Below are 23,939 nucleotides of genomic sequence, written 5' to 3' on the forward strand. Positions count from 1 at the left end.
ACGCCGCCCATCCGAATCCGTGGCTTGTGGGTTTGAAGCCCAGCACGAGAGATGACGGCTGGGGCGGCGTCATGCGTCCGAGTGCTTAGTTGCGCGCGCCATCATCGCCCGCAGAAGGTGCTGCTTCTTGACGGAAGCGTAGTCCTTCTTGCCGGCGACCTTGCGTTCGAGGACCACGGCGCGGCGCATGACCGCTTCCTCGACCGATGCGTAAAGGCGCGAGACGAGATTGCGCGGCGATCGGCCGAAGATGACTTGCAAGGCGAACACCACCGGGAGGGTTGGATGCTCGTCGCCTCGCTCGTACCGCGAAATGCGCCCCTGCGCGACGCCCAGCAGTTCGGCCAATTCCTCTTGGGAGAGCGACCAGCGAGTGCGAAGGCGACGTAAGTAAATGTTGTGCATAAAGAACAGAAAAATTAGCGGCCGCTAAGCGGGCCGTTCTTATCATCGCCGCTTCCGCCGATGTTGTGCAGGATAGGAATTATGCGCTGGGCGCATAATTTTCGCGCTTCGCGCGAACCGATCCCGCCGCCTTCCGCTATGCCGCCTCTTGCGCCGCTATGCCGTAACGCGCGGCAAGCGCAGCGATGGTGGAACGCTGCGCGTTCGGAATCGCGTACGTGCCGTGCATCTTCACCGTCGGCAGGCGCAGCTTCGTGCGGATCACGATGCCAACGGCTTTCGCCGTAAGCGAGCCGTGCGCTCGCCCGAGCGCCGTTCGTTCAAATTGCTCGGCGACGGCGCGGACGGAGATGGGCAACGCCGGAAGGCTTGCAGCAACGTCCATGATTGCGGACAGCACCGCGGCTTCGACAGAGACGGCGCGCTCTGCTGCTGCGCGCGCCTCCTCTCCCGCGAGCTGCCCGGCGATGCGGGCGCGGACTCCAGCGTCGTCGATGATCGACAGCAGGGACAGCGCCGTCTGATTGAACCGGGGCGCTATGTCCGGCACCAGTCGCGTCGGATCGGAGGCGACCCTCCAGCGGGCATGGAAGCGCCACGCCAGCAGGCGGTTGCGCAGCTCGCGCGCCTCCTCCTGCATCGCGGCGGGGAGGCTGATCGAAATGTCGGAGCGTAAAGGTCGTTGCCCGGTTTCCTCCGTGAGGAATCGGCTTTCGAGCGCACGGTCGGCGAAATCCTCGCGCATGGCGATGAGCTTGGGGCCGAAGACCTTGAAGGCTTGAGGGTTCAGCTCCCGATGGCGGTTAGTCATGGTTCGCAGCACCGGCAGGCCCGCGACCGTGCCGTTATTGAGAATCTTGGTCAGCTCGGCGGTCGCGTCCGAAAAGCGGAAATCCGCTTCGTCCAAGACGAGCGTTCCGCCGAAGGCGTCGAGGACATGGAAAATGGGCGAGACGGTCGAGGCGCCGGAGGCAAAGAACGGCTTATAGCAGACGGAGCCGATCGTCAGGAGCGCGCGGGTCTTGCCGGTTCCCCAATCGCCCCGGAAGCGCAGATACGGGAGCTCGTTGAAGGCGTCATACACCCACGTCAGCAGGACATAATGGGCGGCGATCTCCTCGAAAGCCGGCGACAGATCGACATACCGATGGATGAAGGCTTGGACGGCCCGCACCACGTCCCCCTTGTCCCCGAACTCCCCAACGTCCCCCGGCAGCAGCACGCAGCCGGAAGCAAGGAGATTGTTGCGGGCGGAATACGGAACAAGGCGTTCGCCGGTGGGTAGGTCGAAATCGGCGACGACGGCCGTGGTGCCGCCGGGCCGACACACGGCAAGCGCCGTTTCTGCCTTCGCCGGATCGTGGATCGTCTCAATGAGCGTGCCGTCCTGGCAAACGTGCGAAATGAGGGGCGTAGGACCGGAGGCGTTTGGATCGGAGGACATTCCTCTATCGTGCCGTCTCGCGGGGAAACGGAACAGGATCGGCATTATGCGCCACAGGGCTTTTTCCGATCCTACGACGCTGCGCGAGCGTGCGGCATCATGCCTAGATGTCCGAACGCACGCAGCCTGGCGCCGCAGACCGCATCCTCGATCGCTTCTGTCCCGACCTGGATCCCGCCGAACGCGAACGCGCGCGCGAGCGGCTCGATAATCTGGCGCGCGTCCTCGTACGGATCGCGCGCCGGCACGTTTCTATCCACCCCGGCGATTCGACTCATTCCGACGCACGGGGTACGATTCCGCCGACTCCTCCCGGAGCATGAAATCCTACTTCGCGTACATCCGCGTATCGACCGTGAAGCAGGGCGAGCATAGCTCGTCGCTTCAGGAACAACGCGCCGCCATAGAAGCGTTCGCCCGGCGAACGGGCCTTTCCATCGCCGGATGGTTCGAGGAAACTGAGACGGCCGCGAAGCGCGGTCGCCGCCAGTTCAACCGCATGATGGCCGACCTTGCGCGCGGGCGCGCCGCAGGCGTCATCATCCACAAGATCGACCGCAGCGCGCGCAACCTCAAAGACTGGGCGAGCCTCGGCGAACTCATGGACCGGGGCGTCGAGGTCCATTTCGTGCAGGACAATCTGGACCTGACCACGCGAGGCGGGCGGCTGGCGGCCGACCTGCAAGCCGTGGTCGCTGCTGACTACATCCGCAACCTTCGGGACGAGGTGCGTAAGGGTTTCTACGGCCGCGTGAAGCAGGGGTATTACCCCCTCCCCGCGCCGCGCGGCTATCTGGATCGGGGCAAAGCCAAGGCCAAGGAGATCGACCCGCACGACGGGCCGCTCGTCCGACAGGCGTTCGAGCTGTACGCCACCGCAAATTACGGTCTCAACGACCTGCGGCTCGAAATGGCAAAGCGCGGGCTCCTCTCGCGAGCCGGGAAGCCGCTCTCCCTCGATGCCATCTCCCACCTGCTTCACAATCCGTTCTACGTCGGCCTTATCCGCATCAAACGGACCAACGAGATGTTCGCGGGGAATCATCAACCGCTCATCTCAAAAAGCGTGTTCGATCGGGTCCAGGACGTGCTTTCCGGGCGCCTGTACCCGCGCACGCAAATCCATCGTTTCCTCTTTCGCCGCCTCATCAAATGCGCGCGATGCGGCCGCTCGCTCGTGGGCGAGCAGCAGAAGGGCCACGTTTATTATCGCTGCCACGATTACGGATGCCGGGGCGTATCGCTCTCGGAAGCGAAAGCCGACGAGCTGGTCCGAAGCGAGCTGGCAGCGCTGCGGGTGGACGACGGGGACGTAGGGGACTTGCGCGACCTGCTTGCCGAGAAGATCGCGGAGGAGGATGCAGGACTCGCTGCGAAGGCAGGCGAGATCGACCGTGATCTTGGCCTTTTAGCTCAGCGTCTCGACCGCCTCACCGATGCGGTCTTGGACGGCACGATCGACAAGCAGACATACGAGGAGAGGAAAGCGGCACTCCTCGCTCTGCGATTGACCCTTATGGAGCGCCAAAGCGGCGGCAACTCGACATATTGGCGATCCATTGCAGAAAGGTTCGAACTCGGTTTGACGGCTCTACAAGGCTACGAAATCGGCTTGGACGACGAAAAACGCGATGTTCTCAAATCCGTGGGTTCGAACTTGATAGTGGACCTAAAAAAGCCCGTGTTTCCTATGTTTTCTCCGTTCGCGGAGATACGCGAATGGTCAATTTCGGCTTACGGTGCACCGTCTCGGGCCGCAGCTCGAAAACCGATCCGTGACAGGAAGCGCACCCGATTGCGCAAGCTCCTCACCACCCTTGCGGGATTGGAGGGCGTGACTCAGACTGGCGGGGATGAATCCCACCAACGACCCGGCAGGGCGCATTGTCGATCGCTACTGCCCAGACCTTACCCCCGAAGAACGAGAAAAGGCCCGCGAGCGTCTGCACAATTTCGCCGGCACCCTCATACGCATCGCCAAGCGACAGGCTGAGTACGAAGGGCGCCTTCTTCGGGAACCGGAGGGCTTTGCACCCGAGGGCAATTTCACCTGCCGGTACTGTCCGGCACGCGCCACCTGGTTCGGTCGGTGGGATATGACCTGTTCCCGCTGTTTCGAGGCGTTCCGGACCGGCTTCTATCCCGCCTTCGTGGCAAAGCACCCCGGCAGCTACTTCCGGCGACGCGAGCTTGAAGCGGACCTTCGCCTCACGCCCCGGCAGCTCGATCGGTTGATCGAGCGGGGCGAGCTGGTTGCCCGGCATGACATCTTCTTGCGGAAGGAGAATCCGCAGCTAACCGTGACTAAACTATCTGGACATACCCAAACGCTAGGCTGCTAACAAACGTTCAAAAACCGGGTCAAGACGTGTCGTGATGTTCTCATCGCGAGCAACGCGTCGGGCGACATCAATGCACATCGGATTGTATGCGATACCGGCCGGAGCAGCGTGCTGTTGATAAAATAGCCTTAAGATATCCTTGCCCCTGAACTGATCCAGTTCCGTGCCGCTGGCAATGATTCTATCAACGACGCCCGTCACTTCATCGACAAGGTCACCGAGTTCTGGGTCAGCCGGTAACATTGCTTCAACAACCGCACGTTTCTCATCTCGGCTAGCTTTCAGGGCGTTCACGGTCGCGCCGCTTAGACGGATCATGACCGGCTTGATCTTACGCCTAAGCCGAAGGATTATCTCCTTCTCGCGGAGCGTACTGGCGATCCTACGCAGCTCCCGTTCAACCGCTTCCGGGTTGGCAAATGTTTCGACTCCCTGCTCGGCGAGGTAGGTATGCAAACTGATGGGACTAAGTAGGAGATTCTCGATCATGCAAACGGGGAGTTGCTCAACCCCTTCGATCTCATCGGATTGATCTGCATCAATGAGACCCCGAACTCGGATACGAAACGTGTTCTCCGGCAAATGCTCGCGAAGACGTTGGACCGTGAGAATCACATTTCCTTTTCCTGTCGTAGGGACAAGAGTCACTGCTGACGCGCGAGGATAGAGTATTTCAAGTAGACGGGCGTCGGTAGGCGTTTCGGGGTCGGCGTCTCGCTCGCCTTCGATACATACAATCACCCGGCCCGTCGTCAGGAAGTAAGCGCTGCCAGCGAGCTGCTTCAATGCTTCGAGGCGCTCCGCATTGTTTGCGATGAGTTTGAGCTGGCTTGCGGTCGGATTACCCGGATCGGGTTCGGCCAAAACAAAAAGCTCGGTGTCGAATGCTTGATCTAGGATGGTCGGCGAATGCGTTGTGATAATGAACTGTGTACGACTCTCGTCGCTCACGCGTCGCATATACGTCAGAATCTTTGCCTGGAGGTCGGGATGCAGGTGTTGTTCCGGTTCGTCTATTAGGATGACCCGATCGGCACTCGCTTCCGGCTCGGGCGCCGCAGTTCCCTTAAAAGCTTCAAGGCTGCGTAGACCAGCTTCCAGCTGTTCCTCGAGGAGGGGCAGGAACAATACGATCACGGCCTTTTCGCCGGAGCTGAGATCGTCGATATCTACCTCATGCGAGGACGCCGCATCCCTGCGTTCCCAGACGCAGCGTATGTCATCCTCATTCGTAAAGTCGATGCGGGCGAACTTAAGGTGAGGCAGGATGAACTCGGTAAGGGTGCGCAGCGATGTATAGACGTCTGGGATACTCCCTGCATCGATTGCACCGTTAGATTCACGAAGACGATCTAGCGTGCCCGCCAAGATAGCTTGTCTGCGATTTTCGATTTTCCCGAGGATGTGTTTGATGGTGCTCCCAGCTTCGTCGACATTGCTGGGAGTACGCGCCGGGTTAAAAAAATTCAGTCCCTCGAAACCGCTAACATCACCCGAACTGAGAATATCGCGAAGCCATCGAGCAGGACCGCCAAGCCAGCGCCGCTGCACCTGTGTGCTCCTCATTACTCGGTGCGGTCCTTGATACAGAAACCGAGTATCGGGATCGCTGATACGCTCCCCTCGGCCCTGATTGATCGCGTAGAGCAAAGTCGATTTGCCTACACCATTCGGCCCGGCGATGACCATAATGCGCGGAACGTGGGCACATTCCGCCAGGCGAATGGACTTCTGATTTTCTATTTTGAAGCGCTGGAGAGCCATGCGCCAAGCATACCGACGTCAGCCAGCCTGACAAGTAAATGTCTACCAAAACAGCCTCAGGGAGCGGCGGATTTTTCACGGTTCGATACACTAAATCACGGCGTATTTGCTAAACCAGGTTCGAATCTCTCGTACGGTGTCCCGACCCCAGTTTTCAAAAGCGCCGTAGCACGGCCTATTTACGCGTCCGTTGGATTTATACGCCTCACGAATATGCAGTGCACCGTCTTGGACCGCAGCTCGAAAACCGATCCGTGACAGGAAGCGCACCCGATTGCGCAAGCTCCTCACCACCCTTGCGGGATTGGAGGGCGTGACTCAGACTGGCGGGGATGAATCCCACCAACGACCCGGCAGGGCGCATTGTCGATCGCTACTGCCCAGACCTGACCCCCGACGAACGAGAAAAAGCGCGCGAGCGCCTGCACAATTTCGCCGGCACCCTCATACGCATCGCCAAGCGGCAGGCTGAGTATGAAGAGCGCCTTCTTCGAGAGCCGGAGGGCTTTGCACCCGAGGGCAATTTCACCTGCCGGTATTGTCCAGCCGGCGCCACCTGGTTCAACCAGTGGGATATGACTTGTTCCCGCTGTTTCGAGGCGTTCCGGACCGGCTTTTATCCCGCCTTCGTAGCAAAGCACCCCGGCAGCTATTTCCGACGGCAGCAGCTTGAAGTGGACCTTCGCCTCACGCCCCGGCAGCTCGATCGGTTGATCGAGCGGGGCGAGCTGGTTGCCCGGCACGACATCTTCTTGCGGAGGGAGAATCCCCACCTACACCGCGAGTCCAACGGATCAGGAGTCCCGATTTAGAGGGGAGTCGCCCCATCGAGGATCGCATAGTGACCGGGAGCGATGGCCTCCATCATCTCGAATAGTTCGCCCAGCACCTTCTGCGTCTCCGGGACGAGCGCCGGGTCGAAGCCCGCTCCGGTGATGTGCGACTGGTCGTTAGTGAACTTGTAGATAGCGTCCAGTTTCCGTGCGTCATGGCCGGCGGCCTTTAACTCTTCCATCTTTTTGTACGGCTTCGCCCCGCTTGGCACCTGGAACATCAGGAAGGTGTCCCAGACCTTCCTAGCGATATTTGGAACCGGATACGCCTGCATGATCGACCCGTCCTGGGCCGCCCGCATTTCCTTCAAACGCTTGAAGAGATAGTGATACTCGCTCTCATATTCGAGCAGCTCCTTGTCCATTACTTCGATGGTCGCATGGCGCGCCCCGTCGCGGACGTGGTTCTTAATCATGTAGAACCCAGTGCCGCCACGATCGGCGCTCTTCCGCCAATTCAGGAGCAGCTTGAGAAAGTCGAAATTGTGGGTGAGGACGAAGACCTGCCCGCAGTCCAAGACGGCGTTCTTGAGGAAGCTGAACGCCTGATAGAGAGAAGTCGAATCGAGGCTGGAGATCGGATCGTCGATGACGACGATTCCCGTCTGCTTAGGAAATTGCCCGTCATTCAAGTGGACCACGAAATAGACGAAGGCGAGCGCCGTCTTTTCGCCCTCGCTCACGTACCGGGCGGGAATCCCTCCGCGCATGATCTTGTAGCCGACCACCACTTCGGTGGGCGTGCCATCCTCCCCCTCCACTTCCTCAACCAACGGCTCGAACCGCAATTCGTCGCGACCAAGGAAGGTACGTAGCCCATCATTGATATGGCCGCACGCGGCGTGGGCAGAGGACACCTTTTGCCTGGCGGCAGCAATCCGCTTGCGCAGTGCGGTGATCTCCTCCTCGCGCCGCTTAAGGTCCTCCTCTAGCGCGGCAATGGCTTGATTCCGTTCCTGAACCTCGGAAAAAATCGTGCTCAGATAGTGCGCCTTGATCGCAGAGATGGATTGGCCCTGAAGCTTCGCGAACTCCCGAGATTTCACGTTGTGAGTGGAAATAAGCGCGTTCGCCGCCGAGATCGCATTGGCAAGCGTATCCGTATCGAGCCGGACCTGAAGGGGAGTCGACACGGTGGTTTGCGATTTTTTGGCCTGGAGAGCCTGCCCTAACACGGTGATCTGAGTCTCAAGGGCGGCCTTTGCCGTCTCGAAATCCCTCGCCTTTGCCGAATAGGTATTTTGCAGCTCGCCATAGAGCCTCGCCGCGTCGGGTACTGCGCACGCTCGCACAGCGATCAATGCGCTGCGTAGCCGTACCAGAACGTCCTCAATATCGGCCTTGAGCTTGCGGTCGGCATCGTTGAAATGTCTCGCGAGCTGAGCCAGACGTTCGACAGGTATGGCGTTCCCACAGAACTCGCAAGCGCCTGAACCGAGCCGGTTGTGCAGATGGAAGCCCGTCTCCACCCACTCCGAAATCTCCGGATTTGCAGCGAGCTGGCTGACAACCTCGGTCTCCACGGTGGTCGCACAGAGGGTTTCCGCGAGCGTGGCGCATCCCTGAGCCGTCTGCAAAGCATCCACCTGCTCGGTCTCTCCCATCGCTGGAACTAAGACCTCAGGGATTTCCGGCAGCAGGTCCTGCTTGAGTGCAAGCACGTGAGCTGCCATCTCTTCCTCGGGGAGGATGGTTGCCTCCTTCAAGGCTGCGAAATCGGTTTTCGCCTGGGGGCTCCGGTATGTGCGCGACGCGGCGCCGGTACTTGCGAGCGCGGCCCCGATGGTGCGGGCTATGTCGGTAAACGCCGTGTCGTTCTCTTTCTCCTTGCGGCGCTTCTTCTGGCGATAGCCCTCCAACTCCCTCAGCTTCCCGATCGCCTCGGGATTGGACGGATCGCCATTGAGTTCCTGTTCGTCCTGCTGAATCTGCGCGACCAGCTCCTTGTTCTCCTCGCCGAGCAAGAGCGAAATGGAATTCGCCGAGGATTCGAGCACGCGAACATTCTTTTGGATGTAGTCCTGATTGAAAACCCGGATCGGCGTCGGGAAAGCGTCCCCCGGCCCGAACTTCGCGCCGTTAGAATCCTCGATTTCATAGGACAGGTCTGGAAGCGTAGCCGCGGACAACTCGTCAAAGAGCCGGGTCAGGGTCGTCTTGCCGCACCCATTCCAGCCGTAGATGAGATTGAACCTCCGGAATCCTGCAACGCCCGCCTTCCACGTGAAGTCGGCGAACACGAGCCCCAAACTCTGGATGCGATCTATTCTTGAAATCACGCGCTTATTACACCGCACCACGGCGCCGACGGCAACTGAGTTCCGATCCCCGTATCATCACGAGACACACGGCCAGATCATGGCTTAATGTCGAGCGAAGTTCGAACTTTCGGTGCGGTCTATCGACACCCGGGACCTTTCGTGGCGTGACGGTGTTGTATGGCGGCCTATTTGCTTTGAATCACCGGTTATGCGCCTGGCGTATATCTGGTGCCCCGCATCAGGGCGCAGCTCGAAAACCGATCCGTGACGAATCTCGCAATTTGATTGCTCGTTTGCTCGACACTCTTGACCAAGCTCGCACCTATAACGACGCGCCGGATGAGCAAGGCGGCGGGCCAATCTCTTGTGCATACTTCGGCCAGCATGCCACTCCATAGGCTGATTCTGCCGCCCGTATCACGGCATCGGGATTGTTATTCGATAGCAAACGCTCGACATCGTTCTCCATAAGGGGAGCCATCGCTCTCGCCGTCAAAAGCCCTCTACCCATCGCGAGTGCAGCGCTCCTGACCGAGGGGATGCCTGTGATCGCTACCTGCCACGGCAGAACGAGCGCAGCGGCCATGTTCTCCACAATTGCGGCAAGAGCCACAGATGCGGATGCGCGGCCGTTCACGACGATCGCAATCGCGCTAACGTTCATCGCTTTTAACAATCGGATAGCTGCGCGGCTCTGATCACGAGGAAACGGAAGCTCGAGAAGGGTCGCACTCGTAAGCGATAAGCAAACGCATAGCGCGCGTTCATTCGCGACGACGCCGACCCCGCGCACATTAACGGGACGCGCAAGATCTAAATCAAATCCTGAATGCTCTTTCATATCACTCCCTTTCGATAACGGGAGCGATGCCGGACGTGGCGACCAGCCTTATTCAGCTCGCGCGCACCCCTTCGCGTCTGGACACTGTTCAGACGCGGCGCGTTGACCCTGTGGCTATGGGTGCTAAACTAGAGACCGTGGACACGCTAGCCTTCGCCTCCTACTCGGTGGACCAAGAAGGCGTGTTCATCACGTATGGCCGTTACTCCGGCTGTGCCGGGTCGCCGCCCATCTCCAGTGGTGCGGCGACCCAATCACTTGATTCGACGCCTTGCGCGATTGTAGCTTAACGGAAATAGCAAATGAAGAGGAAAAGGGGCGTAAGCAGCCCCGAGCGGCAATGATGCCACTAAAATTCGCTCTAAACGAATGACGCGCCGGCTTCGCCAGCGCGTTTTCTATATGTGTCGCGCCCTACGCCTCTCCGCGCGGACACGCAACCGGAATTCGAGATTTCACTTTCCTGCCTTAAATCGACGCCGATGGTTTCCCCTGGGATATGCAATGCTCCTTAGCTGAATCCCACCAAGCACTAACCTGAAAGCGTAAGCAAAGGTCCGACATCCGCCGCAGCGATCTTAACCCTCTCCGGTATCGGCAGGTATAAAGAGACCAGCCTGGACGGTTCGTATCAAGCGGCGCGCACGGTCAGAATCGACGCACGCGAAAACCCAAACTGGGCGGCTTCGAAAGGAGCCGCCCTTTCCTTTGAATAACCAAGTGACCTTGCACTACGCAGTGTTACCGCCAATAAGACGCGGATGGGGGATCATCGGCAACAGAGGTGGCAGTCTAACGCCCTTGAGGGAGCCATGCTGATCCGCGAAGCTACTCAATTGTTGTCCTATCAGTCGTGCTCGTGCGCGTGGCACGGCGCGCAATGTCGCCAAATGTTCGACGCCTGGATCGATGGCAATACTTGCCGGATGCCGCGCCCGTGATCAGGACAGTTTCCTCCTGCGACGCCGCGCTGCGCTTTGCAGCAAAGCCCAGAGGCGTGTTAGCATTGCATCCCCAAAAGCGTCCGTAAGGGATGACCGGAGCGCTCGTCCAAGATCATTTTCGGCTCTCCGAGGGACTGGCCGCCATCGCATCACCGGTACGCGAGTTGCCCGCGAGGAGGCGGAGTGGGCCGACAATAGCTTATCTTTGCACGGATGGGTGCGGTGACCTGCGTGACCGATTGCGACAACTGAGCTACCGATTTGATCAGGTTTACGTGCTGACAACGCAACGGATCGACCTTGAAAGGTGGCCAAATATTGCGGAGCTTGGATGGAAGGCTCACCGCGGACATGATCTCTTTCAAGGGTTGGCGACCACCAGTCTCGCCGTAGGTGCCGGGGTCGATCCGCAGTGGAATCTGCCCTGCAAGCGTTCGATCGCTCTACTGCATGCAAGAACGCACGGATTCCGGATCGCCCTCTTGGTCGATGACGATGTCTGGCCGATATCTTGTGCCGACGTCGAGCTATTCGCACGGGTTGAGAACGGCATTCTCGGCAGGCCGCCAACCTCCGCGGCCGATCTAAGCGTCATCGAAGCTTGGTGCGGGCTTCGTGATCCGCACTGCTTCCCGAATGGAAATTATCTGTTTTTCGACGGAACGGCCGCGCTTGGCTTCTTCCCGAAGGTCTACAATGACGACTGGCTGTTCGTGACCAGCAGCGTCGCTGCGCAGCCGGCGACGCTGCCCTTCGGCGCGCTTCGGCACGGTGCTCGGCCGATCGATCCGCTCGAACGGGTTGCGCAGCAGGAATTTGGCGAAACGCTCGTCAAGGGTCTTTGCGATCCGGGCGCCCTTCCGCTCGATCAGGCATTCTGGCGCCGCATCTACGAGCTTCGCAGCAGGTTCCTTGAGAACCTCGCTCAACGGCAGATTTCGCTGACGCGGGGAAGAATCGTTGCCGAGGCGCTTCGAGCGCTATCCCGCTTCACGCCGGATGATCTGCTATTATGGTGTGATGCATTTCGACGGGACCTGGAGTGTTGGACCCAAGATGGGAAATGAGGACGTGAAGCAGATAAAGACGCAAAAGGTGCATTTTTCGGTGCGCAAAGCGACGATCAAGGCGAGTGTGACCAAGCCGAAGACGGTGATCGGCGGGGTTGTCCTGTTGCACGGCCTTTGCGTCGATCGCGACGAGTTCGATGGATTCTATCTCGATCTGGCCGAAGCTCTTGCGCGCGCCGGCCTTGTTTCGGTCCGCTTCGATTTCGCGGGACACGGCGTCCGACGAAAGGAATGGCGGGAATTTTCCATCGTGCAGCAATATGTCGAGACGTGCGCCGCCATCGCATGGCTTGCCGAAACCTATGAACTCCAGCCAGCACGCGTTCGGCTCGTCGGAACGAGCTTCGGCGCGCCCCCGGCAATATTCTCAGCCTACAAAAGGGCCGACCTTGTCGACCGGATCGCGCTCATCTCACCTGTCCTGGACTATCAGGCGACATTCATAGACCCGATCTGCTCTTGGGGTAGGGAAAATTTCGGACCCGAGGCCTTGGCGAAGGCTTCTGACACGGGCGGACTAGTCATCGACGGCAAGCATCATCTGCCGACGCGCCTCTTCGACGAAATGGAGCTGATCGATCCGCTGGACCGGCTTTCGATGGTTCGGGCCAAGACGCTCATCATCCATGGTTCTACGGACTCGATGGTCCCGGTGGGCCCAGCGCGAGAGGCCGCCAAGAATAAAGGCGTCAAACTGATGGAGGAGCGGCAAATGGATCACGGCCCTTTCCATGTGGACGATGCTGATGGGGATTCGCCGGCCTCAGTCGCGCTTCGCGACAAGGTCATCGGCAGCGTGACCTCGCATTTGGCCGAGGGCCTGTAGGCTGGGAGCACAGGGCGGCGGCATGTCAGGCGATGGACGTCCACCCATGAGGCTACGACCGCTCCTCGACGGTCGAGCCCAGGACGCGGGTGTACCGCCGCGGATTGGAAGCGACGTCTGGGTGGGTGATCAGGTGCTGATCGGAGGTGGAACGGCGATCGGGGACGGCGCCATCCTCGATCACCACGTGATCCTAGAAAGCGACGTCCTGTTCGGCCGGCGCTCCCTCGCCTGTTACCGGGCGCAAATTTGTGCCGGATCGATTGTCGGAGAGAGATGCGTCATCGGCGGGTTCATTGGCGAACGATCCACAATCGGCGACAACTGCCGAGTCTTCGGCGCCCTGGTCCATCGCCATCCGCGCCACTGGGGTGGCTGGGACGACGATAACGAAATGGCGGACGGGCCCACGCTCGAAGCCGGCGTCTTTGTCGCGTTCGGCGCGGTCCTCGTTGGAAAAATCACGATTGGCGTCAACGCCTATGTTGGCGCGAATGCGGTGGTGACGCAGGACGTGCCACCGGGCAACACCATCGGCCCCGCGCAAGTCTGGGGCTGCCGGCGATGAATCTGTCGCTCAACGGATGGCTGACAGCGATGGACCCCGCCGTCACCGCAATCGGCGTGATCTTGGGTGTGGGCGCCATCCTCAATTCGGTCGTTCAGGGCATCCGGGCTGCGCCGCGGTATGTCAGATATCGGCTGGCGCGTCGCTTCTTCCGGTTCCGCAATGGGCAGCGTATTCTGATCGTCTGCTCCGAGCTCGACAACGCGGAACAACGCCAATGGGTGGAACCGAACGAATTCATCTACATGCTCAAATATGGCGACTTGGACGCGTTGTTCGGCCTCGTCTCGCTAATCCGGGAGATCTATCCGCGCTGTCGCCTGGAAATCCTGAGCTCCAATGAAGCGCTTTCTAAGTCGGTCGATCTCGAGTGCGACCTGATCCTCATCGGCGGTCCGGATTATAACAAGGTGTGCGAGCGCGTAATGGCGGAAGCGGATGCCTATGCCCAATATGTCGAGATACCGTGCGACGATACCGACCCTTCGATCGCGCTGTGCACGAAAGATACCGGCATCTGGAAGGGCACGGACGTCAAAGAAGATTACGGTTATCTCGAAGTCGTGGAGAATCCCTTTGCCAAGGGACAACGCGTCTTCTTCTTTGGCGGATGTCACACGATCGGCGTGACAGGTGCGACGAAGATGTTTCAGCTCAAAAATGAACTCGGCGGCGGACTGACTAAGCGTGCACGAGAGAATATCAGGAAACTCATCCGCTTTTACAGATTCAGAGCAAGGATGCTGGTAATTTTTAGGGTAACGCTTCTCGGTGCGACCGTCCCAGAACCTAACCTGTCGACCGCGCAGTTTTTCGGCCCTCCTCGAAAATTCCTCGGTGTTGGGATCGAGGGCTTGGCTGCGCTCTGGCACAGGCTGGGCAGAACACCTGGCCCAACAATCGAAGCCGGCCTTGAAGACCCTAATCTTGCGTCTTAAACCTCAAGCGCCCTTCAGCAGACCTCAGACTAGCATTTTGAGCCTATTCGCCGAGATAGGTGGGCAGGCGGCAGGACTAATCGCCGCCTGCTTTGCATTATTTGTGGTCACCTCAGGCCAGAATCACCGGAATAATTGATAATACTCCAACATGGAGAAGAAGACGTCCTCCTGATTGCTTTTGACTCCAATATCTCGGTGATATAACGCGATATTGGGGGTGCCAATGAAACTCCTACTTCGCCGCAACCAACGATCCGGCCTTCTCGGGAAGGTCGCCTTCCAGCTCGACGTTCGCGCCGATCTTTCCGACGAGGAGCAGAGGAACATCACCCGATATCGCCTCGGCGACACCATGCTGTATGAGAGCCACGAGATGCTCGATCGGGGGAGCGGTCTCCTCGGTTTGGCCTCCCGGCTGGCATACAAGGCGGTGACGCTCACCGTGAGCGTCAACGACCTGGCCGGTGGCAAGCGCATCGAGTGCAAGGATATCGTCGAGATGCTGGCGATCGAGGAGCACGTGACCGAAGCCGCCCGCACGTTCGCGCAGGTGCTCCATGCCGCCGCCCATTTCGGCGGCGAGGAGGTCGTCGAGATATAGGGCTCTGGGGGAACTCGAACCTTAGCAACTGGCTTTCCGGCAGCGCCCGCGGCCGGGAGATGCGCGATATGCGCCGCGCGTGGGACCAGACCGAGGGCGCGTGGCGCGCCTCGCCCTTCCATGACGAGCGCTACGCCTTCGAGGTCGCCAAGGCCGTCATGCGCGAAGTCGGGGAACGCTGCGAGCGGCAGCCGGCGTGGTGCATCATGGTCGAAATCGCCATGACGGCCGCCGCCTTCCTCGACCTTGAGGACGTGGAGCCGTTCGCGCTCGACTGGCCGGCCATCGAGGGGGATGCGTCGGTCGCCGTGGCTGCCCGCCAGATGATGGCCCGCCGCAGGCGGTGGGCCTTCGAGTATGACCAGATGCTCGGCATCGTGCGCCGGCAGCTCGTGGATGCCTTCCTCATGCTCATCCGCGCGATGCCGGAGAGTTGCTTCGACACGGACGACGAGGGAGCGTTCACCGTGCCGCTCGTGAGCCTTCTTGACCGGCCGGCGGAGGTCGTCGAGCGGCTCATGGTGTTCCTGTACGACAACGGCGCCCTTCAACACGAACTCTTCCACTATGCCCGCGAGCGGCTCGCCACGAACTTGCTCGTCGCCTCGGGCCTCCCGCCGAGCGCCAACCCCCGCGAGCACGCCGACCGGCTGGTGATGCCCACCCGCAAGAAAAGCGCCACGCCCACGGAGCTTGCCGATCTCTATCTCGCCGGAACGCCGTTTGCGGACTTGCTCGCCCTTCCCGTTCCGTTCCATATCCCGGCCAGCGCCCGCTTCGAGCATTGCCACATCGTAGGCGGCACGGGCCACGGCAAGACCCAGCTCATGCAGCGCATGATCCACGCCGATCTCGTCGCGGCTCGGAACGACGGCCGTTCCGTCGTCGTGATCGACAGCCAGGGCGACCTCATCAACAAGCTGGTCCGGCTCGACCTGTTCGCTCCCGACGAGCGGGGATCGCTCGCCGATCGCCTCGTTCTCATTGACCCCTCGGACGTTGAGTATCCGGCGTCGCTCAACCTCTTTGACGCGCCCCTGTCGCGCACGGCCGCATACGGCCCGGCCGACCGGGAGCGGGTCCTGAACGGCGTCGTGGAGCTGTATGAGAGCTTTTTCGGGGCGCTGTTGGGCGCGGAGCTGACGCAGAAGCAGGGCGTCATTTTCCGGTACCTGGCCCGCCTCATGCTCGCCATTCCCGGCGCCACCATCGGCACGCTCATGCAGCTCATGGAGGACGGCCGGGCGTACCGGTCGCAGATGGAAAGCTTGCCGGGATCGGCCCGCCGCTTCTTCGAGACGGAGTTCTTCCACCCCTCCTTTGCCGCCACCAAGAAGCAGATTCTGAAACGCCTGTGGGGCGTCCTCTCGACCCCGGCCTTCGAGCGCATGTTCGCGCAGCGGCACAACAAGCTCGACCTCTTCACGGCCACCAACGACGGCAAGATCATCCTCATCAACACCGCCAAGGACCTCCTCAAGACCGAGGGGAGCGCGCTCTTCGGCCGCTTCTTCGTCTCCATGCTCGCGCAGGCCGCGCTTGAGCGCTCCACCATCCCAGAGAGCAGGCGCACGCCCACCTTCGTGTACGTGGACGAGGCGCAGGAGTATTTCGACGACACCGTGGAGACGATCCTTTCGCAGGGAAGGAAATACGGCGTCGGGATCACGCTGGCCCACCAGTCGCTCGACCAGCTCTCCCCGCGCCTCAAGGCCGCCTTCCTCTCCAATACGAGCCTCAAATGCGCGGGCGGCGTCTCCGCGAAAGACGCGCGGGCGCTTTCAAGCGAGCTGCACACGACGCCCGAGTTCATCGAAGGGATGCGACGGCGAAGCGACCGGACGGAGTTCGCCGTCTGGCTCAAGAATCGGACGCCCGAGGCCCTCAACCTCACCGTTCCTTTGGGCTTCCTCGAGCGCCAACCGACGCTCTCCGAGGAAGCGTATGACGAGCTGATCGAGCGCAACCGCGAGCGGTATTGCGGCCGCATGGAGGACATGGTGGAGGAGTTGCCGCCGGCCGCCGCCATGCTCGCGATCGAATCGCGCGAGCCATCACCCGCCGCGCCGGAGATCCCCGCCGACAGGGAGGCCGAACGGCCCCCTCCCCTCGCGCGCCCGTCGCCCGCATCCTCGCCCTCCCGCAAGCTTGGCAAGGGCGGCCCCAAGCACCGCTATCTCCAATCGCTGGTCAAGGAGCTGGGCGAGCAGCAGGGCTTCCGCGCCACCATCGAAGCGCCGCTGCCTGGCGGCGGGCAGATCGACGTGCTTTTGGAGCAGGGCGAGACGGCCGTGCCGGTGGAAATCTCCGTGACCACGCCCGCCGAGTACGAGTGCGGCAATATCCGCAAATGCCTGGCGGCGGGCTTCCCACGCGTCGCGTTCGTCCTCGCCAAATCCAAGGCCACCCACGGCCGCTTTCAGTCCGCCCTCCTCGCCGGCCTTACGCCCGAGGAGCAGGCGCGCGTCGCCATTCTCGCGCCCGAGGACATTCCCGACTATATCGCCGCGCTCTCGCCCGCTCCTGCGCCCTCCGAATCCGTGGTGAAGGGATGGAAGGTGCGCGTGTCGCGCACGTCCGTGTCGCCCGAGGACGCCAAGGAGCGCCGGGACCGGCTGGCGAAGATCGTGGCGCGATCGCTCTCGCGCGGAGATTGACGTGCGCGGACGAAAGACCCCGCTCCTGCTTCGGCTAGAGTTCATCATCGTGCTAGCGCTGGTACTTGCCGCGCTGGCCTCGGGCCTGCTGTCCCGGCTCTAGAGAGGTTAGGCTTCCTGCACGGTCAAATCCGCGCCGCACCGTGAGCAGATTCGTTCGGGCACTACGCGGTGCCGGAGTGTAATCCACCCGACCAATGTATTACGCGGGCCGAACACCTCCGTTATGAAGGCGGATTTGTCGCATTGCGTGCATCGCACCGCCAGATTGGCGACGCTATGGACAATGGCCGGAACGACAAGGGCCAGTACGAGGCGGTATCGTTGATGAGGAAAGAAAAAGGCTGCGATGCCAAGCCCAAGCGCGATCGTGAGGGTGACATAGCTGAAACGCCAGCCGAGTTGGTAGGTCGTCACCGGCCGGCTGCGCTTGTTGTATTGACGAGGGACGGCGGACACGTTCCAAGAGCGGGAAGCGGCCTCGACCTTGCCGCGTTGAAAGCAGAACCGTTGGGATCATAGGCCGGCCGATACTGTGGGCGAAAGCCAAGCCGGCCGAGCGTTGTGGGTAGCTCTTCTGCCTGCGGCCACCACCCCTCGACATTGCGGATACCAAAGGCCGCCAGTTGCTCGCGGGTTGGAATGAAGCCGGTATATCGCCAAGCAATCATATATCTGCGTGGGTCATTAGGCGGTCGCCGCTCGTCCTCTGCCACGCAAATTGGCTGCGTCAGCTTCGCCGCCACATCCAAGATTCCAATGTCGGCGCCGACGCTGCGGTAGAAGGATGCGGCCGCACCATACTGCCTCGCAAAGGCATCGGCGGCACCGTTTCTGCCCGATTGACGAAGTAAGTGCACCATCAGCGACGGGCTGAGATGATAGGCCACAATCGAACCCGGCAGGATTGTCTTGTGGCGGCCTGCGACGAATACATAAATGGCGCACGCCGAGACGCACATTCGATCCACCGCAACATCGAGTCCTCGGTCTCGAATCGCTTCACCGACCGTGAGGGCGTCCGGGCCTTCACCTCCAGGGCTTGTGATTACCAGTCGGCTTACGTTGCGATGGGGATCACGCACCGTCTCTGCCAATTCGCGCGCGCCCTCGCCCTGCAAGAGTCCGCGATATATCACGGCATCGCCCGCCATTCGCAGCTCGAAGCTGTTGGGCGCCGCCGTCTCACGCGCGCAGCCGGGCATACACGAGAGAAATGCCAGTGGTAGCGCCAAGGTGCCAAGCAAAATCTTCATTATCGCGAATTCCAAGGAAGGTGGCTGCGGCAGGTTCTACCACAGCCACCTACATATCTAATTCAGGGGCTCATCGACCTCATGGCCGCCGCCGCCAGGGGGATCATACGGGCTGCCCGCCATACGATAAAGACCATCCGACACTGATTCGAAGGCATTTTGGAAACCGGCGCTGATATCACTGAAACTCATGCCGTAGGTGGCTTGCCCGCCGGGCGTGCCGACTACCCAGGCTGTACTGGAAATCGATCCATCAGGGTTAAGGCTTACTCCCATGCCCGGCTGACCGGTAACTGACGCCGACAAACCGGAGAGATAGGCGTCGACGTTGTCGGAATAGCCGAGAGTGATGTCCACAGGAGTCGCCCCTCCGCCAACTCCGGCATAGACATAAAGATCACCCGCGCCGTAGCAGGCACCGATTGCAAGTAGGTCGGAATAGCCCAGACACGCAAAGACGTTGTCTATATTGAAGTCAGACGGTGCATTCACGTGAAGACTCATGAAATTACCATTGTCGTCGTAAGTCTCCGTGATGCTCGCGCCATCTCTATCTGTATAAGAATACGTGAAATTGCCACCCGCGACGAGCGCGACCTCATGCGGTTCAAGCTCCCGCAATACTGACATGGTGCTTTGCATGTTCATTTCCGCTTCTCCTTAGCGCCCTACGAACGAGCGGCGGGTGCAGGCGCCGACGCACCTTCCGCTATCTGTGCTGCGTGGCTGGCCGGCCGCTGGACCGGAACGAGACCTCCGCCCGCTACCGCGAACACGCGGTCGCATTGCGAAATGGGTCCTGGCCGATGCGCGCTGATAATTCGGGTGATCGGAAGCGCCTTGAGCGCCATCATCACCACCGCCTCGGAGGCTGGATCGAGATGCGCGGTGCCCTCGTCGATGAACAGGACGGAGGGGTCGGGATAGAGGGCGCGGGCGAGCAGGATGCGTTGCTTCTGGCCGCCGGAAAGCGCGCTCCCCATGTCGCCCACCAGCGTGTCGTAGCGCATGGGCATCGCCTCGATCTCGTCATGGATGCCCGCAAGCCGCGCGGCCTCGACGACGCGCGCCATGCCGATCTCGGGATCGAAAAAGGCGATGTTCTCGGCGAGGCTGCCGGCGAACAGCGCGTCGTCCTGGCTCACCGAGCCGATCTGCCGGCGCCAGTTGCGAAGGCCGAGGCCGGCGAGCGGCGTCCCGTCCACCAGCAGGGTGCCGCCGCTCGGCACGAACAGGCCCATCATGATCTTGAGGAGCGTGGTCTTGCCGCCGCCGGAGGGACCGACGAGCGCCACCATCTCGCCCGGCTCGACCTTCAGATTGACGTTGCGCAGGACGTCAGGCTCGCCCGCGCCATAGCGGAAGCCGATCCCCCGCAGCTCGATCGCCCCGCGTATCCGGGCTGCGGTCTCCGACCGCGGCGTCTCTCCCTCCTCGGGCGGAGCGAGCGCGATATCCGCGATGCGCGAGAGGTGGACGCCGATGAGGTTGTATTGGATCGCCTGATCGACCAGCCGGGTCGCGGCGTCGAGGAATTGCTGCTTGTAGGCTTGGAAGGCAAAGATCATGCCCACCGTGAAATCGCCCGACATGGCAAGCCGGATCGCGAGATAGACGAACAGGACGCGCTCAAGGGCGAGGATGAGCTGCCCGCCCGCGTCGAAACCGGCCGAGAAGCGGCTGAGGCTGATCTGAGCATTCACCGCGTCGGCCTTGAGTTGCTGCCAAGCCCGTTGACGGTTGCCCTCTTGGCCGAACGCCTTGATCGCGGCGATGCCCCGGATCGACTCAATGAAGGCGCTGCTCTCGCGCGCCGCAGTGGTGATCGTGCTGACGTTGCGGGTGCGCAGCGCGTGAATGAAGCCGACCTTGAGCGCCGCGAACAGCATCCAGGCGACCAGCGCCACGCCGCCGAGCAAGGGGGAATAGACGAACATCAGCCCGAGCGTGACGAACGCCATCGCGCCGTCGATCAGCGCCGATACGAGGCCCTGGCTGAGGATATTGGAGATGGGCGTCGTCGAATTGAAGCGGGAGATGATGTCGCCAACATGGCGTTTCTCGAACCACGGCAACGGCAGTCGCATCAAGTGGCGGAACAGATTGACGACGATCTGATAGCTGAGCGCATTGCCAAGACTGACGAGGATCAATGACCGCAGCCAACTCGTCAGCATATTGATCACCGCCAGCCCGCCGAAGCCGAGCGCGAGCATCAACAGCAGGTCCTGGTCGGAGGCCGGGAACACCGTATCGACAGCGAGCTGAAGGTAAAACGGCGATGCCAACGCGATCAGCTGGAGCACGACCGAGAGCAGCAGCACGCTGCGTAGCGACGACCACAGCCCCGTTATCCGTGTCCAGAGCTGGCTTATCCGCAGGCGCGAACGCTCCACTCCGGGCTGGAAGCGTTCGGATGGCGTCAGCTCCAACACCACGCCCGTGAAATGCCGCGATAGCTCGGCCTCGTCGATCCGGCGCTCCCCGAGCGCCGGATCGTGAATCAGGAAGCGGCGTCCGCGCAGCGTGCGCGAGACGCCGACGAGAACGACGAAATGGTTGAGGTCCCAGTGCAGGACGGCCGGGAGCGGCACCTGCTCTAGATTCTCGATCTCGCCCCTAAGCGGCCGAGCGATGAAGCCGATCGCCTCGGCGGTCTGTATCAAGGCCTTGAGCGTCGCGCCCTTGAGCGAAAGGCTGAACCTGCGCCTCATCGCCGGCAGGTCGGTGTCGAGCCCGTGCCGCCCGGCGACCATAGCGAGGCAAGCGAGCCCGCACTCGGCCGCCTCGCTTTGATGGATCATCGGCGTGCGGCGGATGCTCGTCAGATTCAGAAGGTCAGCCGAGTCCAGCATCCGCGTCCTGTGCCAATACCTGTTCGGCCGAGCTGATCCGCTGGAGGGTGGCCGAAAGCCGCGCGGCGTCACGAAAGAAAGCCTGAGGCCCGCCCCAATCACCGCCGTAGAGCGCGCGCCGGAGCTTGATGATGAAGCTGCCCCGCTGAAGGGCCGCGATGAGGTGAATCGGGACGAAATGCCGGGTGCCCGTCCCGGCCGCGAGGACGAGGTTGAACATGGTTCGCCCCGTCCGCCCGTTTCCGTCCGTGAAAGGATGGGCGTGCATGATCGCCCCGTAGGCCACCGTCGCGCAGAGCCCGGGATGGGTGGCGATGTGGTCGGCAAGGAAGCGATGAAGTCGTGCCACGAGCGGACGGCAGTGCCGGTGATGCGGGAACGCGATCTTGTCGCCGCCCGCATCGGACCGAATCATCATGCTGATCGGACTGGTGCGAAATCCGTTGGCGCCCTCGCCGAGCCGCGCGTGGACTCGCGCCAAGAGTTCGGCGAACTCGGTCTCACTGGTGCCGGCGAGCGGGGGCAACCGATTGACCATCCGCGCGTACGCCGCGAACTCCTCTCTCGTCTTTGGGAACAGCGTTCGGGGCTCGGGCGCATCGCGATCGTCGAAGAACGGCGCGAGTTCGTCGACAAGGCCGGGATAGTCGCGCGGGTCGGACAGCGCAGACGACAAGCGGTCGGCGAGTTGCTGCAATGACGCTGCCGAGCTGGCAAGGGCCTCGCTCGCGCTCAATTCCAACGCCTTGGCGCTCACGATGAGGGGTGAGAGCGGTGCGGTCGAAGGATAGGAGATCCACTCCGTCAACGAGACCGACCGATCGCGCGGCGCTTGAAAAACGCCCTGGGCGTCCGCGTTTACCGCGCGCTTCGCCTGCGGCGCGCGCCTGGCCGGCGGCCATCGGGCGCTCACCGGCTCCTCCGCATCACTGCGTTGAGCGGCTCGAGCAGCCAGTCGAGGAAGGAGCGGCGGTCGAGGATGATGTTGGCGGTCAGCGTCATGCCGGGCTGGAGCGGCTCGCGCCGGCCGAAGGCGTCGATACCCTGCGTCTCGGGCGTCACTTCGATCCGATAAACCGCCTCCTGAATGTCGAGCGGCGCGGCGAGCTGGCGCGGGTCGATCACGGTGCGCGATACCCGCGCGATCCGGCCTCCAAAGCTGCCGAAGCGCTGATACGGGAAGGCGTCGTAGAGAAGCCGCACCTCCTGGCCGGGCCTGACGAAGCCGATCGCGCGCGTCGGCGCGTAGATGTCGGCATGGAGCGTCGAGCCGTCGGGCACGATCTCCATCAACGGCACGCTTGTCTCGGCGGTGCGGCCGAGCGCGGTCTGAACCGCCGCGACCCGGCCCGAGATCGGCGCGATGACTGCATAGGCCCGCTCGCCGCTGAGCTGGGCGCGTTGCTGAACGAGCGACTCGCCCGAACTGCGCGCGGTTGCCACTTCGCTTTCGGCATCCGCCGCCGCGCGCGCGATCTGCGCCGTCGCCTGCGCCTCCTCCGAGATCAGCGAATTGAGCTGCTGGTGAAGCTGCGCCAGCCCCTGCCGCGCGGAAAGGAAGGCTTGTCGCCGCTGCTCGATCTCGATCCGGCTGATAAAGCCGCTTTCCCGCAGCGACTGGACGCGTTCGAACAATTCGCCCGCCGAGGCGGCGGTCTGTTCCTGGAGCGCGATTTGCGCGGTGAGGTCGGCGCGCTGACGGCGTAGCCCGGCCACCGTGGCCGCGAGCCGCGCTCGCTCGCTGTCCGCCCGATGGCGCGCCGACAGCTCCTGCTCCGTGGCCAGCGCCCGCTGCCCCTCGATCGCCGCGATGCTCACGGCAATGGCGCTGTCGCCGGCCTCGTCTTCCTGTTCGGTGCGGATCGTGGCGATGCGCTGGCCCTGTCGGACGTAATCGCCCTCGCGCACGGCGAGCGCCGTCACCTGGCCTGGCCGGATCGCGAAAATCTTGGCCGACGGGCGATCGGTGACGAGGATGCCGCGCGCCGTCTCCGTCCGCGCATAGCTGCCGAAGGCGAGCCAGAGAGAAACCGCGACGATCAACCCAAAAATCAGGAGCACGAGCGCGTGAGTGCGCACCGGCTGGGACAGGACAATTTCGCCCGCGATACGAGCTTGGCGCGCGTCAACGACTTCCGCTCGAAACAGTGAGTGTGGGGGCTGCGCATTCATGGAAATCTCGACTCAACTCTGCTCGTTACCCGCGAGTCGAGCCAGATAATTGATTAGAAATGGGAATCTTTGAAGAAGAAATTATTTTTTGATCCGCGACATGATAACCACTTTTCTATAGACTGTAGAGATTCTAGCCAAATTCATTAGCTGCTCTAC

The 23,939-nt window shown here is 61.5% G+C and carries 20 protein-coding genes; 8 read left to right on the forward strand and 12 right to left on the reverse strand.

Annotation, left to right across the window (positions count from 1 at the left end; all coding sequences use genetic code 11):
- Window positions 1–69 precede the first annotated feature (69 nt).
- The 3 genes from FRZ32_RS14070 to FRZ32_RS14080 form a co-directional block, all read right to left on the reverse strand.
- Window positions 70–405: a helix-turn-helix transcriptional regulator gene (locus FRZ32_RS14070; RefSeq protein ID WP_147044096.1), complete on the reverse strand. Its 336-nt coding sequence runs from the start codon at window positions 403–405 to the stop codon at window positions 70–72.
- Window positions 406–541: 136 nt separating this feature from the next.
- Window positions 542–1,849 (reverse strand): hypothetical protein, encoded by a 1,308-nt coding sequence (locus FRZ32_RS14075; RefSeq protein WP_147044097.1) that lies wholly within the window; start codon window positions 1,847–1,849, stop codon window positions 542–544.
- Window positions 1,850–1,920: 71 nt separating this feature from the next.
- Window positions 1,921–2,127, reverse strand: coding sequence for a hypothetical protein (locus FRZ32_RS14080; protein WP_147044098.1), 207 nt, complete (start codon window positions 2,125–2,127; stop codon window positions 1,921–1,923).
- Between the two features lie 41 nt (window positions 2,128–2,168).
- On the opposite strand from FRZ32_RS14080, the gene FRZ32_RS14085 reads away from it, so the two are divergent.
- Window positions 2,169–3,842, forward strand: a complete 1,674-nt coding sequence (locus FRZ32_RS14085; RefSeq protein WP_147044099.1) for a recombinase family protein — start codon at window positions 2,169–2,171, stop codon at window positions 3,840–3,842.
- Window positions 3,843–4,179: 337 nt separating this feature from the next.
- Here the strand turns inward: FRZ32_RS14085 and FRZ32_RS14090 are convergent, their stop codons facing one another.
- A complete protein-coding gene (locus FRZ32_RS14090; RefSeq protein ID WP_147044100.1) occupies window positions 4,180–5,955 on the reverse strand; it encodes an AAA family ATPase in 1,776 nt (591 codons plus the stop codon).
- Window positions 5,956–6,287: 332 nt separating this feature from the next.
- Between FRZ32_RS14090 and FRZ32_RS14095 the strand changes: the two genes are divergently transcribed.
- Window positions 6,288–6,767, forward strand: a complete 480-nt coding sequence (locus FRZ32_RS14095; RefSeq protein WP_147044101.1) for a hypothetical protein — start codon at window positions 6,288–6,290, stop codon at window positions 6,765–6,767.
- Here the strand turns inward: FRZ32_RS14095 and FRZ32_RS14100 are convergent.
- A complete protein-coding gene (locus FRZ32_RS14100; RefSeq protein WP_243445365.1) occupies window positions 6,764–9,028 on the reverse strand; it encodes an AAA family ATPase in 2,265 nt (754 codons plus the stop codon). The genes FRZ32_RS14095 and FRZ32_RS14100 overlap by 4 nt on opposite strands.
- Before the next feature lie 343 nt (window positions 9,029–9,371).
- The gene (locus FRZ32_RS14105) at window positions 9,372–9,890 is read right to left on the reverse strand and encodes a hypothetical protein (RefSeq protein WP_147044103.1); all 519 of its coding nucleotides are present in this window, start codon (window positions 9,888–9,890) and stop codon (window positions 9,372–9,374) included.
- 1,183 nt (window positions 9,891–11,073) lie between these two features.
- On the opposite strand from FRZ32_RS14105, the gene FRZ32_RS14110 reads away from it, so the two are divergent.
- The 6 genes from FRZ32_RS14110 (at window position 11,074) to FRZ32_RS14135 (ending at window position 17,497) form a co-directional block, all read left to right on the forward strand.
- Window positions 11,074–11,901: a hypothetical protein gene (locus tag FRZ32_RS14110; protein ID WP_158635945.1), complete on the forward strand. Its 828-nt coding sequence runs from the start codon at window positions 11,074–11,076 to the stop codon at window positions 11,899–11,901.
- On the forward strand, window positions 11,834–12,730 hold the full coding sequence (locus tag FRZ32_RS14115) for an alpha/beta hydrolase family protein (protein WP_147044105.1): 897 nt from the start codon (window positions 11,834–11,836) through the stop codon (window positions 12,728–12,730). The genes FRZ32_RS14110 and FRZ32_RS14115 overlap by 68 nt, the downstream gene beginning before the upstream one ends.
- Before the next feature lie 121 nt (window positions 12,731–12,851).
- Entirely contained in the window at window positions 12,852–13,298 is a 447-nt protein-coding gene (locus FRZ32_RS14120) for a hypothetical protein (protein ID WP_158635946.1), read from the forward strand.
- Window positions 13,295–14,236 carry a hypothetical protein gene (locus FRZ32_RS14125; protein ID WP_147044107.1) on the forward strand — a complete coding sequence of 314 codons (942 nt, stop codon included), beginning with the start codon at window positions 13,295–13,297 and terminating at the stop codon, window positions 14,234–14,236. The genes FRZ32_RS14120 and FRZ32_RS14125 overlap by 4 nt, the downstream gene beginning before the upstream one ends.
- A 226-nt stretch (window positions 14,237–14,462) precedes the next feature.
- Window positions 14,463–14,840 (forward strand): hypothetical protein, encoded by a 378-nt coding sequence (locus tag FRZ32_RS14130; protein WP_147044108.1) that lies wholly within the window; start codon window positions 14,463–14,465, stop codon window positions 14,838–14,840.
- 59 nt (window positions 14,841–14,899) lie between these two features.
- Window positions 14,900–17,497 (forward strand): type IV secretory system conjugative DNA transfer family protein, encoded by a 2,598-nt coding sequence (locus FRZ32_RS14135; protein WP_147044109.1) that lies wholly within the window; start codon window positions 14,900–14,902, stop codon window positions 17,495–17,497.
- A 108-nt stretch (window positions 17,498–17,605) separates the two neighbouring features.
- Here the strand turns inward: FRZ32_RS14135 and FRZ32_RS14140 are convergent, their stop codons facing one another.
- Genes FRZ32_RS14140 through FRZ32_RS14165 form a run of 6 tightly spaced genes read right to left on the reverse strand, consistent with a single transcriptional unit; the run spans window position 17,606 to window position 23,669 of the window.
- The gene (locus FRZ32_RS14140; protein ID WP_147044110.1) at window positions 17,606–17,914 is read right to left on the reverse strand and encodes a hypothetical protein; all 309 of its coding nucleotides are present in this window, start codon (window positions 17,912–17,914) and stop codon (window positions 17,606–17,608) included.
- Window positions 17,911–18,753: a hypothetical protein gene (locus FRZ32_RS14145; protein ID WP_147044111.1), complete on the reverse strand. Its 843-nt coding sequence runs from the start codon at window positions 18,751–18,753 to the stop codon at window positions 17,911–17,913. The genes FRZ32_RS14140 and FRZ32_RS14145 overlap by 4 nt, the downstream gene beginning before the upstream one ends.
- Window positions 18,754–18,810: 57 nt before the next feature.
- Window positions 18,811–19,401: a hypothetical protein gene (locus tag FRZ32_RS14150; protein WP_147044112.1), complete on the reverse strand. Its 591-nt coding sequence runs from the start codon at window positions 19,399–19,401 to the stop codon at window positions 18,811–18,813.
- A gap of 20 nt (window positions 19,402–19,421) precedes the next feature.
- Window positions 19,422–21,608, reverse strand: a complete 2,187-nt coding sequence (locus FRZ32_RS14155; RefSeq protein WP_147044113.1) for a peptidase domain-containing ABC transporter — start codon at window positions 21,606–21,608, stop codon at window positions 19,422–19,424.
- Window positions 21,592–22,521, reverse strand: a complete 930-nt coding sequence (locus tag FRZ32_RS14160) for a Fic family protein (protein WP_147044114.1) — start codon at window positions 22,519–22,521, stop codon at window positions 21,592–21,594. The genes FRZ32_RS14155 and FRZ32_RS14160 overlap by 17 nt, the downstream gene beginning before the upstream one ends.
- On the reverse strand, window positions 22,518–23,669 hold the full coding sequence (locus FRZ32_RS14165; protein WP_158635947.1) for an HlyD family secretion protein: 1,152 nt from the start codon (window positions 23,667–23,669) through the stop codon (window positions 22,518–22,520). The genes FRZ32_RS14160 and FRZ32_RS14165 overlap by 4 nt, the downstream gene beginning before the upstream one ends.
- Between the last annotated feature and the right edge of the window lie 270 nt (window positions 23,670–23,939).

The sequence above is a fragment of the Sphingosinicella ginsenosidimutans genome (genome assembly GCF_007995055.1).
Taxonomy (GTDB): Bacteria; Pseudomonadota; Alphaproteobacteria; order Sphingomonadales; family Sphingomonadaceae; genus Allosphingosinicella; species Allosphingosinicella ginsenosidimutans.

Bases quoted from the DNA above. Each gene is read 5' to 3' on its own strand.
- FRZ32_RS14070 (WP_147044096.1), bottom strand. From the start codon at position 405: ATGCACAACATTTACTTACGTCGCCTTCGCACTCGCTGGTCGCTCTCC.
- FRZ32_RS14075 (WP_147044097.1), bottom strand. From the start codon at position 1,849: ATGTCCTCCGATCCAAACGCCTCCGGTCCTACGCCCCTCATTTCGCAC.
- FRZ32_RS14080 (WP_147044098.1), bottom strand. From the start codon at position 2,127: ATGAGTCGAATCGCCGGGGTGGATAGAAACGTGCCGGCGCGCGATCCG.
- FRZ32_RS14085 (WP_147044099.1), top strand. From the start codon at position 2,169: ATGAAATCCTACTTCGCGTACATCCGCGTATCGACCGTGAAGCAGGGC.
- FRZ32_RS14090 (WP_147044100.1), bottom strand. From the start codon at position 5,955: ATGGCTCTCCAGCGCTTCAAAATAGAAAATCAGAAGTCCATTCGCCTG.
- FRZ32_RS14095 (WP_147044101.1), top strand. From the start codon at position 6,288: ATGAATCCCACCAACGACCCGGCAGGGCGCATTGTCGATCGCTACTGC.
- FRZ32_RS14105 (WP_147044103.1), bottom strand. From the start codon at position 9,890: ATGAAAGAGCATTCAGGATTTGATTTAGATCTTGCGCGTCCCGTTAAT.
- FRZ32_RS14115 (WP_147044105.1), top strand. From the start codon at position 11,834: ATGATCTGCTATTATGGTGTGATGCATTTCGACGGGACCTGGAGTGTT.
- FRZ32_RS14125 (WP_147044107.1), top strand. From the start codon at position 13,295: ATGAATCTGTCGCTCAACGGATGGCTGACAGCGATGGACCCCGCCGTC.
- FRZ32_RS14130 (WP_147044108.1), top strand. From the start codon at position 14,463: ATGAAACTCCTACTTCGCCGCAACCAACGATCCGGCCTTCTCGGGAAG.
- FRZ32_RS14135 (WP_147044109.1), top strand. From the start codon at position 14,900: ATGCGCGATATGCGCCGCGCGTGGGACCAGACCGAGGGCGCGTGGCGC.
- FRZ32_RS14145 (WP_147044111.1), bottom strand. From the start codon at position 18,753: ATGAAGATTTTGCTTGGCACCTTGGCGCTACCACTGGCATTTCTCTCG.
- FRZ32_RS14150 (WP_147044112.1), bottom strand. From the start codon at position 19,401: ATGAACATGCAAAGCACCATGTCAGTATTGCGGGAGCTTGAACCGCAT.
- FRZ32_RS14155 (WP_147044113.1), bottom strand. From the start codon at position 21,608: ATGCTGGACTCGGCTGACCTTCTGAATCTGACGAGCATCCGCCGCACG.